The sequence below is a fragment of the Rhodanobacter sp. sgz306013 genome (assembly GCF_057031145.1).
Map to the genome: position 1 here is coordinate 18,630 of NZ_JBXCIJ010000003.1, position 13,218 is coordinate 31,847.

General features: G+C 69.0%; 12 protein-coding genes. 7 read left to right on the top strand and 5 right to left on the bottom strand.

What is annotated here, in order from left to right:
- Window positions 1–94: 94 nt before the first annotated feature.
- Window positions 95–952, bottom strand: a complete 858-nt coding sequence (locus tag AC2EWF_RS09565; protein ID WP_483639152.1) for a hypothetical protein — start codon at window positions 950–952, stop codon at window positions 95–97.
- Between the two features lie 832 nt (window positions 953–1,784).
- Between AC2EWF_RS09565 and AC2EWF_RS09570 the strand changes: the two genes are divergently transcribed.
- The 3 genes from AC2EWF_RS09570 (at window position 1,785) to AC2EWF_RS09580 (ending at window position 5,470) form a co-directional block, all read left to right on the top strand.
- Window positions 1,785–4,715 carry a PPC domain-containing protein gene (locus AC2EWF_RS09570; RefSeq protein ID WP_483639153.1) on the top strand — a complete coding sequence of 977 codons (2,931 nt, stop codon included), beginning with the start codon at window positions 1,785–1,787 and terminating at the stop codon, window positions 4,713–4,715.
- A 166-nt stretch (window positions 4,716–4,881) separates the two neighbouring features.
- Window positions 4,882–5,163 carry a type II toxin-antitoxin system RelE/ParE family toxin gene (locus AC2EWF_RS09575; protein WP_483639154.1) on the top strand — a complete coding sequence of 94 codons (282 nt, stop codon included), beginning with the start codon at window positions 4,882–4,884 and terminating at the stop codon, window positions 5,161–5,163.
- Between the two features lie 16 nt (window positions 5,164–5,179).
- Entirely contained in the window at window positions 5,180–5,470 is a 291-nt protein-coding gene (locus tag AC2EWF_RS09580; protein ID WP_483639155.1) for a HigA family addiction module antitoxin, read from the top strand.
- A gap of 75 nt (window positions 5,471–5,545) precedes the next feature.
- Here the strand turns inward: AC2EWF_RS09580 and AC2EWF_RS09585 are convergent, their stop codons facing one another.
- Window positions 5,546–7,354 (bottom strand): amidase, encoded by a 1,809-nt coding sequence (locus AC2EWF_RS09585; protein WP_483639156.1) that lies wholly within the window; start codon window positions 7,352–7,354, stop codon window positions 5,546–5,548.
- A gap of 803 nt (window positions 7,355–8,157) precedes the next feature.
- Here AC2EWF_RS09585 and AC2EWF_RS09590 point away from each other — a divergent pair.
- Complete coding sequence (locus AC2EWF_RS09590; RefSeq protein ID WP_483639157.1) at window positions 8,158–8,880, top strand: hypothetical protein; 723 nt, start codon at window positions 8,158–8,160, stop codon at window positions 8,878–8,880.
- An 85-nt stretch (window positions 8,881–8,965) separates the two neighbouring features.
- Here AC2EWF_RS09590 and AC2EWF_RS09595 read toward each other — a convergent pair whose 3' ends face one another.
- The 3 genes from AC2EWF_RS09595 to msrB all read right to left on the bottom strand — a co-directional run bounded on the left by AC2EWF_RS09595 (window position 8,966) and on the right by msrB (window position 10,805).
- A complete protein-coding gene (locus tag AC2EWF_RS09595; RefSeq protein ID WP_483639158.1) occupies window positions 8,966–9,721 on the bottom strand; it encodes a M90 family metallopeptidase in 756 nt (251 codons plus the stop codon).
- A gap of 125 nt (window positions 9,722–9,846) precedes the next feature.
- The gene (gene msrA / locus AC2EWF_RS09600) at window positions 9,847–10,359 is read right to left on the bottom strand and encodes a peptide-methionine (S)-S-oxide reductase MsrA (protein ID WP_483639159.1); all 513 of its coding nucleotides are present in this window, start codon (window positions 10,357–10,359) and stop codon (window positions 9,847–9,849) included.
- Entirely contained in the window at window positions 10,356–10,805 is a 450-nt protein-coding gene (gene msrB / locus AC2EWF_RS09605; protein ID WP_483639160.1) for a peptide-methionine (R)-S-oxide reductase MsrB, read from the bottom strand. The genes msrA and msrB overlap by 4 nt, the downstream gene beginning before the upstream one ends.
- Before the next feature lie 159 nt (window positions 10,806–10,964).
- On the opposite strand from msrB, the gene AC2EWF_RS09610 reads away from it, so the two are divergent.
- The 3 genes from AC2EWF_RS09610 to AC2EWF_RS09620 all read left to right on the top strand — a co-directional run bounded on the left by AC2EWF_RS09610 (window position 10,965) and on the right by AC2EWF_RS09620 (window position 13,166).
- The gene (locus AC2EWF_RS09610) at window positions 10,965–11,921 is read left to right on the top strand and encodes an alpha/beta hydrolase (RefSeq protein WP_483639161.1); all 957 of its coding nucleotides are present in this window, start codon (window positions 10,965–10,967) and stop codon (window positions 11,919–11,921) included.
- 88 nt (window positions 11,922–12,009) lie between these two features.
- Complete coding sequence (locus tag AC2EWF_RS09615; protein ID WP_483639162.1) at window positions 12,010–12,501, top strand: gluconokinase; 492 nt, start codon at window positions 12,010–12,012, stop codon at window positions 12,499–12,501.
- 131 nt (window positions 12,502–12,632) lie between these two features.
- On the top strand, window positions 12,633–13,166 hold the full coding sequence (locus tag AC2EWF_RS09620) for a dihydrofolate reductase family protein (RefSeq protein WP_483639163.1): 534 nt from the start codon (window positions 12,633–12,635) through the stop codon (window positions 13,164–13,166).
- Window positions 13,167–13,218 lie beyond the last annotated feature (52 nt).

The window sequence follows — 13,218 nt, forward strand, 5'->3', positions numbered from 1 at the left end:
GAGCGGCCTTTTCCTGCGTTCTATGGTTGTCGCTGCATTGCCGCGGGAAGGGCTCCGGCCCGCGTCGATCCCGGCGTCCGGCCGGTGCCGTGGCTTACTGCGAGGCCGGCGTGAGGGATGCCGATGTGGCCGCCGCGGGCGACGCGGCCGTGGTGGCGCCGGCCGGTTGTGCGCCGCCGGCCGCGAATTGACCGACCTGCAGCGCGAACGTTGCCCGTTGTCCGGACGGCATCGCCGCGGGATCGACGTACACCTGGATCGTGTAGGTCGTCGCCGTGGCCACTGGCGCGGACCAGGTGTTGGTGGCGGTCGTGCCGGTGTCGACCAGCTGTTGGTGGCTCGGGTCCTGCACCTTGAAATGCAACTGGGGGTTGCTCGCGACGAGGTGGACCGAGACGGTGGTGCCTGCCGCCAGGGCGACGGTGTAGTCGTGCGCGGTGGCGCCGGCCGCCAGGCTCGCCTGTTCCACCGCCCAGGGCTGGTTGGGCTGGAAGGTCACGGCGGTGGTCGGTGGCTGCAGGTCCGCGGCCCCGTATTGCCCGACCTGCAAGGCGTATTTCGCGACTTCGTTGCGCTTCACCGCGGCAGGGTCCATGTACACCTGGATCGTGTAGGTGGTGGCCGTCGCGTTGGGCGTCGACCAGGTCGAGGCACCCGTCTTGTGGGAGTCGAGCAGCTCTTTGCCGAGTGTCTGGTCGGTGACCTTGAAATACACATTCGCATTGTTGCTGAGCAGGTTGAGCTGCAAGGTCTTGCCTGCCGCGATCGCCACCGTGTAGTCGTGCGCGATGGTGGCAGGGTCGAGGTTGCCGATTTCCTGCGCCCAGACGCTGTTGGCCGCGAAGGTCACCGTGTCCGGCGCGGTGGCGAAGGCGGCCGGCGCCATGCAGGCAGCGGCCAGGCCGAGGCTCACGCCCAGGGCGGTGCGGCGGAGAACGTGGAAACGTGGCATGGGTGGAATCCTCGCGTTTGGAATTCGGCTGTCGAACACGGGAGCGGTGTCCGGAAATCTGTCGGATGGTAGTTGGAGCTTGCGGCTCAAGGCTGCGGACGAAGCGGAAAGGGAGCGGAAGCCACCCAAGGCGCTACGCAGCAGGTGGCAAGCATGGCGGCCAAAGCATCCCAGCCATCGGCGTCGGTTTCATGAGTGCCCCTGTTGTCGCCGATACATTAAAAGGGCCATGGGTTTTGGCCAAGTGGCGCCAGCCAAGGCTTCATGCCGAGGCGATAGAAGGTCCTGGCGCGATCTGGTACCGCGGCGACAAGGGCGGTGCAGGCCGTGTGGGGCGTGAGCTGCGCATTGTCACGTTGGCCGCAGTGGGAGGGGAGGCTCCGCATCCGGTGCGCACGGTGTGCCGAGCGGTGCCTGGCGCAGCAAGTGCAGGTGGCGGCGCCGGTCGGTGTCATCCAGGAAACAGGGCAGGCCGTTAGTGCCTTGCTGGACGATGTGTTGCGGGGTATCGGATAGGTCGAGTCGTGGGAGTCGGGCCATCCCAGGGCGGTGGTGGCGTGCCTGGGGCCGGGGCGGTGCAGGTGATGCCCGCCCTCGCGGGCAAGCGAATCGCCCCCTCGTTGGGCGGGTGAAGGCCCCGCTTCGGGGCCGGTTGCGAAAACAGGGATAGTGATCACGTTTTTCTTGCGCCGCCCCGGGGCGGCCTAACGATTGGTAAAGGTTCGCCTGCGTAGCTTGCTACGTCGGATCGGAGCTTGGTCCATTCCCCCCCGAGATGTAGACGAAGGCTTGTCGCAGGCACCCGGGGAACCGACGAGTCTTGGAGTCTTGAATGAATTTTCCCCGCAATGTCGCGGCGGGGCGTCTCGCGTGCGCCCTCGCTTCCAACCCTGCCGTCGCTTCAACCGTTGCCGCCGCCGCTCCGCGCGCGCTGGGCAAGCCGTCCAGGTTCCTGCGCGGTGTGGGCGCAGGTAGTTGCGCCACGCTGTTGACCCTGCTGATCACTACGTTGTCCGCGAATGCTTTTGCCGCGACGGCGCCCGCCGTGACCGCGGCGCATCCCCGGCTGATCCTCGACGCGCCGACCCTTTCGGCCCTGCGCCAGAACGCCGCCGCCAACACGCCCGAGTGGCAGATGCTGAAGACGGTCTGCGACTCCTACATCGGCGGCACGGTGAATTATCCGACCGGCACCGCCTACCCGAACCTGCCCAATATCGGCTCGGGTTACCAGGGCGAGTCCTACCTGCCGGCACTGCTGTCCGAGGGGCTGTGCTATCAGACCTTGAAGACCAGCAACCCGACCGCTGCGGCCACTTACGGTGCGAAGGCGGTCGATATCCTGATGAAGATGGCTGCACCGTACGGCAGCCAGGGTGAGAACCCGAACGTCGATGACGGCTACGCCATACGCTTCTACGGTGTGGGCTTCGGCCTGGGCTACGACTGGCTGTACGACCTGCTGACCCCGGCGCAGCGGACCCAGGTCTACACCACCGCCAATGCGTGGGTGACGTCCTTCGAAACGCAGACGTTCGAATACAACCACCCGCAGAGCAACTACTTCGCCGGCTATTTCCACGCCAAGGCGGCCATTGCACTGGGCACCTACGGGGACAACCCCAGCGCGCCGGCGCAGTGGAACGACTGGTACACCAACCAGTTCGGCCAGCGCGTGCAGCCGTTCTACGCGCAGCACCTGGCCGGCGGCGGCTGGCCGGAAGGCTATGGCAACTACGCGCCGTTCGGCATCCTCAACATGACGCTGCCCGCCCGCGAAGTGATGACGGCGACCGGCACGGACATCATCCACGCCACGGCGGCACCGTACAGCTTCCCGCTGGACAGCGCCGACTACATGATCCAATTCACCTGGCCGTCGCGTGCGTATTTCGACGACCGCGACACGAACCACGCGGATGGCTCGCCTGTCGGCATCGGGATGCCCGGCACCACGCAGGTAGGCCTGGCGGAGATGATCCTGGGCGAGATCGGGTTCTGGAAGTCGCCCAGTGTGGGCGTATTCCACGAGTACCTCAACGAGGTCAGCACGGCCACCAATGGTTTCAATTCCTCGGCGCCATGGCTGCTGTTCCTGGAGACCAACCCTGCCGCGCCCACCACATCGCTTACGTCCCTGCCGCTGTCGTACTTCGCCAAGGGCATGAACGCGGTGGCGGCGCGCTCGGACTGGGGCACCGCCGCCAGCTGGATGTCATTCCGCGCAGGGCCCTACACCAATGCGCCGTCGCAGGGCGAGGAGTACTTCGACCAAGGCAGCCTGGCGCTGACGCAGGGCAATACGCCGCTGCTGGTCAACGCCGGCGGCTGGATGGTGCACGGACCCACCGGCAGTGCGGACGAAAACCTCATCTACAACGACAACTACGGCAGCAGCAACGGTACGCTCTACATGGGCAACCGCCAGCTCTACAACATCTTCTACGTATTCAACAAAAACGGCAGCACGATCGTCGAAGGCGGTTCGCAGGCCGCGGCAACCACCGAAGACAACCAGGTGCGCACGCACATCGCGGCGTTCGAGGACGGTGGGCCGTACGTCTATACCCGCGCCGAACATATCGAGGACATGTATCGCACGTTCTCCGCCGGCCCGGCCGTGGCGGCCTGGTCGCGCGAGGTGGTGTACCTGCGGCCGCACCGGTTCGTCGTTCACGACCGCACCACCGCCGGTAGCAGCGCCTACGACCAGTACCTGGCGTGGCATTTCCCGGCCGCCCCGGCCAAGGGCTCGGCGCCCACCGGCGAGACACGGCTGGACGTGACCTACAACGGAACCTACGCCGGCGCGATGACCTCGGTGCTCCCCGCCAATGCGACTACCACCACGGTCGGCCTGTATCCGACCAGCAACCCGGTGAAGGTGTGGCAGGTGCAGGAGCGCGCGCCTGCCGCAGGCCTCAGCCAGCAGTGGTTGAACGTGTTCGATACCTCGTCGTCGCCGACGGCCGTGGCCTCCGCCACGCCCGTCACCGTCAACGCGGGCGCCATCGTGGGCGTGAGCCTGTCGGGCAGTGATGGCAACGACGTGGTGATCAACAGCGCCGGGGCCGCCGGCACGCCCATCAGCGGGGCCATCAGCTACACCGTGCCCGCGAATGCCGCCACTCACGTGGTCACCGAGCTGGTCCCGCAGACGGGCTATTCGGTGACGGTGGCCAACGTCAACGGACAGCAGCAGGTAAGCGTGTCGCCCGGCGGTACGTTCATGGTTAGCGCCAACGGCGTGCTTGCCTTCAACGTCAGCGGCGGCGGCACCGTGACCGCGGTTCCGCCGCCCCCGGCACCTGCGCCCGCACCTGCGCCCGCACCTGCGCCCGCACCTGCACCGGCACCCGCACCCGCACCCGCACCCGCACCCGCACCCGCACCCGCACCCGCACCCGCACCCGCACCCGCACCTGCACCTGCACCTGCACCTGCACCGGGCGGCCAGCTGCAGAACGACATCCCCGTGACCGGTTTGAAGATCTCCACGGGTGGGGATCTGCGGTACACCGTGACGATCCCCAGCGGCACCACCTACAGCGAGGTGATGACCGTGAACGGGACGGGCAACGCCGATCTGTACGTCAAATACGGCTCGGCGCCGACGCTGACCAGCTACAACTGCCGCTCGTACCATGCCGGCAACAACGAGCTGTGCACCTGGAGCAATCCGAAGCCCGGTACGTACTACGTCCTGGTGCATGCCCGGGCCGCCGTCACCGGCCTGACCATCCGAGCCCAGTGGTTGCCGTAAGGGCGAGTGACGTCACCCTTCGGTGACGTTGTGGAAAGGGATGCTCCGCGATGGCCGGCCCGGCCATCGCGGAGGTCCGGAGCCGGCGTCGTCGCAACAGCTGGCATTCCCTGCGGTCGGGCCATGACGATTTGCGTCATATGACGGATGGCGTTATGGTTCGTCCGTGATCAGGAACTTTGCCGACAGGGAAGCGGAGAAGATCTGGGGCGGGACGCTCTCCCGGCGCTTGCCTGCCGATATCCAGTCCGTAGCGCGCCGCAAGCTTCGCATGCTGGCAAACGCTTCGGTGCTGGATGATCTGCGCATTCCTCCAGCCAATCGGCTGGAAGCCCTGAAGGGCCAACGCAAAGGCCAGCACAGCATCCGCATCAACGATCAATGGCGCGTTTGTTTCCGCTGGATTGACGGTGACGCCCACGACGTGGAAATCGTCGACTACCACTGATGCCAACGAGTCGATCATGAAGAGCCTGCCCAACATCCATCCCGGCGAAGTGTTGCTCGAGGAGTTCCTTACGCCGATGGGCATCAGCCAGAACGCCCTGGCGCGCGCGGCCGGCGTGTCGCCGCGCCGCATCAACGAGATCGTGCTCGGCAAGCGCGGTGTCACGGCAGATACGGCCGTGCGCCTGGCTGCGGCCCTGGGGACCAGCGAGCGCTTCTGGCTGGGACTCCAGGCGGACTACGATCTGGAAGAGGCGCACCGGACACTCGGCGAGGCCGTCGACCGGATCGAGCGGATTGCGGCGTAATTGGGTATTACCAAGAGACGCGCCGGGTCGCCCCGGCACGTTTTCGATCCAGCCGACCGCACCGGACCACGCGGATCAGAAGCCAGGAGGCCGCTCCCCGCCCGCCGCCGCCTTGGCCTCCAGCGCGCGGCCCACGCGGCCCAGCGTGCCTTCCTCGAACAGGCGGCCGATCAGGGTGACGCCGTAGGGCACGCGGTGCGGCTTGCCCAGTTTCGGCAGCGGGTGCTGCGGATCGGGCGCCCAGTCGCTGCGTACTTCGCTCACTTCCACGAAGCCGGTGCGCAGGGTGAGCGAGGGCTGGCCGGTCATGTTGGAGATCACCATCATCTCGTCGCGCAGCGAGGGCACGAGCAGCAGGTCCACCTCGCCCATCACGCGCTCCATCTCCTTCGCCACCTTGCGACGCAGGCGGTCGGCCTGCACGAAGTCCACGGCGGAGAGGAAGCGCGATTCGCGGAACAGGTTGGGCCAGGCATCCGGGGTCTGCACGCGCATCCGGTCGGCGGCGCCGGAGAGGGTGAGCTCTTCGAAGGCCGCGGCGGATTCGGCGAACAGCAGCACGTTGAGGTCGTCGTACGGCCAGTCGGGCAGGGACACCTCGGTGGGCACCAGGCCGAGCGCGCGCAGCTGGTCGAGGGCGGCGCGGTCGAGATCCGTGGCCGGCGCCTCCTTCATCCAGCCGGGGAAGTAGCCGACCTTGAGGCCCTTGATCGAAGCGCCCGCGTCGTAGTCGAAGTGCGCCGCCACGCTGGCGGTGTCGCCCGGATCGGTGCCGCGGATGGTTTCGAGCACCAGCATGGTGTCCTCCACCGTGCGGGTGATCGCCCCGAGCTTGTCCATCGTCCAGCACAAGGTCATGGCGCCGGTGCGCGGCACGCGGCCGTAGGTGGGGCGCAGGCCGGTGGTGCCGCAGCGCATGCACGGGCTGATGATGCTGCCCTGGGTTTCGCTGCCGATGGCGAAGGCCACCAGGCCGGCCGCCGTGGCCGAGGCCGGGCCGGCGCTGGAGCCGGAGGCGCCTTCCTTGAGCAGCCACGGGTTCATGGTCTGGCCGCCGAACCAGATGTCGTTGAGCGCCAGTGCGCCCAGGCTGAGCTTGGCCACCAGAACCGCGCCCGCCTCGTTGAGCTTGCGGGTGACCGCGCCGTCGTCCTTCGGCACGCGGTGCTTGAACGGCTCGGCGCCGTAGGTGGTGGCGATGCCGGCGGTGTCGAGCAGGTCCTTGGCGCCCCACGGGATGCCGTGCAGCGGGCCGCGGTAGTGGCCGGCGGCGATTTCCTTGTCGGCCTGCGCGGCCTGCTTCAGCGCGTGCTCCTCGCACAGCGTGATGACGCAGCGCAGCTGTGGGTCGTAGCGCTTCAGGCGTTCGAGGTAGATCTTCGTGAGCCGGGTAGAGCTGAGCTTGCGCGCGCGGATCCACGCGCCGAGCTGGGCCACGGAAGCGAAGGCGATGTCTTCGTCCTTCGCCGGCAGCGGCGCGGCCGCCACCTTGGATGGCGCGAAGCGATCCTGCGCGGGGCCGACGTGGGCGCGGCCCATCGCCGGGAACCAGGTGGTGGCCGGCGCCAGCCCTTCTTGCAGTGCGACCTTGCGCGGGCCGGTGCGGCGCTCCAGCAGCGCGGCCATGGAAGTGGGCCAGTTGGCCACCGCCATCGCGCGCTGCGCCTCGGTCATGCTCACCTGTGCCAGCTTCTCCGCTTCGGCGAAGGTGGCCGTGCTGAGCTTCGGCCCCGCCGGCGGCGCGGTGTTGAACGCGCCCGGCGAACCGGGCGGCGGCGTGGCCGGGGCGGGGTTCTGCCCGGTCTGCGCCAGGGCATTGCCGGCCACCACGGCACCCAGCAGGCCCAGCGGCGCCTGGGTGAGAAAATCGCGACGAGTCTTCATGCTGCTCCCCGATGCGCTCCGCAGCCGGAGCGCGTTGCTGTCGAATCCGGCGAGGCCGCGGCCTGCGCCACTCCCCGGCATCCCGAACGGGTCGGAATGGCTGCCCACTGTGAACGAGCGCCGGCGCGGGCACAACTCGACGGCGACACGGTGCCCGCCCTTCCGGCAGACCGCAGGGCGGAGCGGGCGGTGCCGACGTTCCTGGGCTTGACGGCTCGCCCACGTCGGGCCCCGGTCTCAGGCAAGGAACGTGGCCAGGTGGCGTTGGTCCGTTCGGCATCGCCCATAGTGTCCCTGGCACCTTTTTGCCTTCCGGCCCGGGCTGTTGCGCGCCGGGTCCGGAAAGCACACCATGGCCGCCGCGCAAATACTTGCGCCCGGTCGAGCCGCCTGGGGGCGTTGGCTTTTCCTGGGATGGGCGGCGAGGCATGGCCCCGAAGGCTTGCGGGGTTGTGCCGCGCCGGCTCCGCCACCGCGGCAGGAGTCTTTCGGGAGAGAGCTGTGGTGGCGCCGGAGGCGTGGTGTCCGTCCGGAGAGGGCGTGCTGGGGTAGTGAGGGGACGTATCGGCTTCAAGGGGCGCAAGCGCCTTCGTTCCAGCGCGTCGCGGCGGGAGCGGAGGCGCATTGCGCAATCGGGCTCATCGGTGCATCCGGCGCCTTGGACTACCAAGGTGGCCGGTCCCGGTTGAGCCATCCGTTGCGGAACGAGTAGGGGGTGTGTGATGGCCACGAATTACGCGCAACCGCTGCATGTGCCTGCCAGGCCGCTTGCCCTGGCGATCGATCGCTGGATCTGGGTCTTCATGGCGGTGTTCTTCATCGCCATCACGCTGACCGGTTTCGTTCCGGACGCGATCATGAAAGTGGCAATGGTGCGGGCCGGGGCCCGGCCGCCTTTCCCGCCCATCCTGCACGTGCATGCGGTGCTGATGGGGGCCTTCCTGCTGGTGCTGCTGGCCCAGGCCTGGCTGATGGCGACCGGACGGCGCGACCGGCACATGCTGCTGGGACGCGTGGCTTTCCTGCTCGTTCCGGCCATCGTCGTCGCCGGGTTCATCCTGGTGCCGAAGATCTACCAGCAGGTCTGGCACGGCGCCCAGGCGGCACCGCCGCCGGTGCAGGAAAAGCTGCGGCAGACGCTGCAGTTCCTCGACAACATCGCCTTGCTCCAGGCGACCGCCGGCGTCCTGTTCCCCATCTGCATCGGGCTGGCCCTGCACGCGCGGCGGACCGATCCGGGCTTCCACAAGCGGATGATGTTCCTTGCGGTGGCCGTCCCGCTGATGGCGGCGGTCGACCGCATCGCCTGGCTGCCGACCACCGGCCCGGCCAGCCCGCTGTCGACCCTGCTTTACCCGCTGCTGGTGGTGTCGCCGATCTTCCTGTGGGACGTGGTCCGGCATCGGACGGTGGAACGCGCGTACCTGGTCTGGCTGGGCCTGTACCTGCCGTTTGCCGTGGCCACCTACTTCTTGTGGGACACGCCAGGGTGGCACGCGCTGGTGCCGCGGATCCTGGCGCCGTAAGCGGTGCCCGCGGCACCTGAGCCGCGCCGGCAAACTTTTCCGGCGCCGGGCGTGACCCGGAGGGGGAGCGATGGAGTCTTGCCTCTCAGAACGGATGCTGCCGGTAGAACAACTCAAGCTGGCGGTAGACCTCCGGCAGATGCTGCTGCAGGTGGGCCGGGCTTTCGAAGAACTGTTCGCTGGCCACCGCGAAGAATTCGGCCGGGCTCTCCAGCGCATACGGGTCGATCGGCAACTCGGCGCCGTTGCGCCGGTCTTCGTGCAGGCGGTCCCATGCGCCCGAGAACACCCGGGTCCACACGCGGCGGTCCATGCGCCGGTGCAGGGGCGGGAAACCGTTGGCGTCGCCGTTGAGCATGTCGAGCTTGTGGGCCATTTCGTGGACGACCACGTTGTGGCCCGGCCGGCTGCCGCCGTGCAGCACGTCCGCCCACGAGACGATCACCGGCCCGCGCCCCCATGCTTCGCCGGCCATCACGGTGCGGGTCCGGTGTTCCACGCCGGCAGCGTCGGTTTGCGTGCGGCCGGGAATGAATGCGCCGGGGTAGACGATGAGGCTGTGCCAGCCGTCGTACCAGTCGAGCCCCAGTTTCAGGATGGGCAGGCAGGCGTGGGTGGCGAGCAGCACGCGGTCGGCGTCGTCCAGTTCCAGCCCCTTCACCGGCTCCAGCGACTTGCGCTCCAGGAACAGCGTTGCCAGCACGCGCAAGGCGGCCTGGTCGGAAGCGCCCAGCCGGCGCGCCGGCGCGCAGCGCCGGAGCGCGTCCTGCCAGGGCGCCTCGGCGAGCGGGTGCCGCGCGACGATGCGCCGCGCGCGCCAGTTTCGGATCGTGTTGAACATGTTCGGCCGGGGCAACTCGGCTGCGTGGCGGATCAGGCCCCGCCGTGCGCGCGGTCAGGCGAGGGTGGCGTGGTTCGCAGCGCGCGCCGTGGAGGCCGGCCACGTGCGGCGGGCTGTGCCACGATTCAGCGGGCCACGCTTTCTTTGCGCGGCAGGCGCCAGCCCGGCCGCGGGTAGTGGCAGGTGTAGCCGTCGGGGTAGTGCTGCAGGTAGTCCTGGTGCTCCGGTTCGGCCTCCCAGAAATCGCCCGCCGGCGCGACCTCGGTCACTGCCTTGCCCGGCCACAGGCCGGAAGCGTCCACGTCGGCGATGGTTTCCAGGGCGATGCGTTTCTGCGCCTCGCTGGTGTAGAGGATCATCGAGCGGTACGAGCTGCCGCGGTCGTTGCCCTGCCGGTTCGGCGTGCTGGGGTCGTGGATTTGGAAAAAGAATTCCAGCAGCGCGCGGTAACTCGTGCGCGCGGGGTCGAACACGATCTCCACCGCTTCGGCATGCGTGCCGTGGTGGCGGTAGGTGGCGTTCGGCACGTCGCCGCCGGCGTAGCCCACGCGGGTGGAGAGCACGCCCGGTTGCCGGCGGATCAGCTCCTGCATGCCCCAAAAGCAGCCGCCGGCGAGGATGGCGCGTTCGCTGCTCATCGCACGTCCTCCACCTGGTCGAGGTAGCGGCCGTAGCCTTCGGCCTCCATCGCCTCGCGCGGTATGAAGCGCAGCGAGGCGGAGTTGATGCAGTAGCGCAGGCCGCCGCGCTCGCGCGGGCCGTCGGGGAAGACGTGGCCGAGGTGGCTGTCGCCGTGGGCGGAGCGCACCTCGGTGCGGATCATGCCGTGCGAGGTGTCACGCAGCTCCCGCACGCTGGCCGGCTCGATCGGCTTGGTGAAGCTGGGCCAGCCGCAACCGGATTCGAACTTGTCCGAGGAGGCGAACAGCGGCTCGCCGGATACCACGTCGACATAGATGCCCGCCGCCGACTGGTGCAGGTGTTCGCCGGTGCCGGGGTATTCGGTGGCACCCTGCTGGGTTACCCGGTATTGCTCGGGAGTGAGCGCGGCCAGCGCTTCGGGCGTCTTGCGGTAGGCGGTCATGGCGATCTCCGGCGGCGGGACTGCCTGCTACATGGTGGCGTTTGCGGCAGCCTAAAGTGCTTGCCGTCACCGCGGCCGGAACCCGCCCGGTCTTTGCTACAGTCCGCCGACCATGCCACGGGCGCAGCGGCGCACGGCGGCGACCACGGGAGAACCGTCATGCATCGCGCAGCGACCACCGTCGCCTTCTCGTTTGTCCTTGCCGGCCTGCTCGGCCTGGCACCTGCGCGGCTGGGCGCACAGCCGGCGGCGGACAAGCCCGTCGTCGCCCCCAAGGGGGGCGATCGCGCGGAAATGCAGGTGATGCAGATCCCCAGCCACGGTGCGGGGCTGAATGCGCTGGTCTATGTCGCCGCCGGCGCCGGACCGCACCCGGCGGTGGTCCTGCTGCACGGGCTCCCCGGCTACGAGCGCAACCTCGACCTGGCGCAGGACATGCGCCGCGCGGGCTGGGACGTGCTGTATTTCGACTACCGCGGCTCGTGGGGCACGCCGGGCGACTTCTCGTTCGCGCACGGCATCGAGGACACTGCGGCCGCGCTGGCCTACCTGCGCCAGCCCGGCGTCGCCGCCAAGCTGCGGCTCGACCCGGACCGCATCGTGCTGATCGGCCACAGCATGGGCGGTTTCACGGCGGTGGAAGCGGCGGCCGGCGATCCGGCCATCAAGGCCTTCGCCACGATTTCCGCCGTCGACTTCGGTGGACGCATGCAGTCGCTGCGGGCCACGCAGGGCGAGCACGGGGCGATTGCCCGCGCCAGCGCGGCGCTTGCCGGCCAAAGCATGGTGCCGCTGGCCGGCTGCACCCCGGAGGGTCTCGCCCGCGAGCTGCTGCGGCACGCCGCCGGCTGGTCGTTCCAGGCCAGGGCCGGCGCCCTGAAGGATCGCCGCGTGCTGGTGGTCACCTCGGACGACGGCATGGCCGCGGAGAACGACGCCTTCGTCGCGGCCTTGCGCAAGGCGGGCGACACCCGCGTGAGCACCGCGCACCTGCCGACTGACCATGTCTATTCCGACCAGCGCCTCGAACTGTCGAAGACGGTGCTGGCGTGGCTGGCGGGCTTGCCGGACGCGCCCGGTGCGGCGGGGAGCGGGGAACCCCTGCACGGACGGTGATCCCTCGATGGACGCAGCAGGTCAATCCGTCGTTCCTGGGCCAGCCTTGCAGGTGGAGCCGACGCCGGCATGCCCGACGATCGTCGTGATGGGCGTTTCCGGCAGTGGCAAGAGCCATGTCGGCGCCGCGCTGGCGCAGGCCTGCGGCGTGGACTTCGTGGAAGGCGACACGCTGCATTCCGCCGCGAACATCGCGAAGATGAGCGCCGGCCTGCCGCTGGACGACGCGGACCGCGAGCCCTGGCTCGAAGCGGTGGCCGCGGCGATCGCGACGCGCCGCGGGAAGGGCGCGGTACTGGCCTGCTCCGCGTTGCGCCGCGCCTACCGCGATGTGCTGCGCCGGGCGGATCCGGCGCTGCGCCTGCTCTACCTGCGCGTGCCGCGCGACGAACTTGCGCGCCGCCTGCGCGAGCGGCGGCACTTCATGCCGGCCAGCCTGCTCGACAGCCAGCTGGCGACGCTGGAGGAACCCGCCGCGGACGAGCACGCCATCGTGCTGGAAGCCGGCGCCGACCTCGCGGCCACGGTTGCGATGGCGCGGCGCGCGCTGTCGGTGCCGGCGCCACCGGCCGGAGACTGAAAGCCTTGGCCGCCCCGGGTCGAATCCGGGCCCGGCCGTTCGTCGCAGCGATGAAGGGCAGCCAGGGCGCGCCCCGGCGCGCGGGTCGGCTGCCTGCGCATTTCCTGGCGAAGCGGGAGTGGAGGTTTTCCATGGCGAAACTCGTGTTCGAAATGAACCAGTCCCTCGACGGCTACGTCGACCACCAGGCTCTGGGGCCGCCGGATCCGGCGCTCTTTCGCCACTTCACGGAGCGGGTGCGCGAGCTGGCGGGCATGGTGTACGGCCGCGGCATGTACGAGGTCATGCGTTACTGGGACGAGGACCATCCGGAATGGGATACGGCGGGGCGCGACTACGCGGCGGCATGGCGGAGCCGGCCGAAGTGGGTGGTGTCGCGCTCGCTGGCGTCGGTCGGCCCGAACGCCACCCTGGTCGCCGACGGCATCGAGACGGTGGTGCGGGGACTGAAGTCGGAGCTCGCCGGGGAGCTCGAAGTCGCCGGGCCGGGCCTGGCGCGAAGCCTGGGCGACCTCGGCCTGATCGACGAGTATCGGATCTACCTCCATCCCGTCGTGCTTGGCCACGGCAAGCCGTTCTTCGCAGGTCCTCGCCCGCGGCTGCGACTGGTGGCCAGCGACTTGATCGTCGAGGACGTGGTCCGGCTGACCTACGTTCCCGCTTGATGGCGAAGCACCGAAAAAGCGGCAGCGGCGCACCGGATGCGTACCGGGTCGC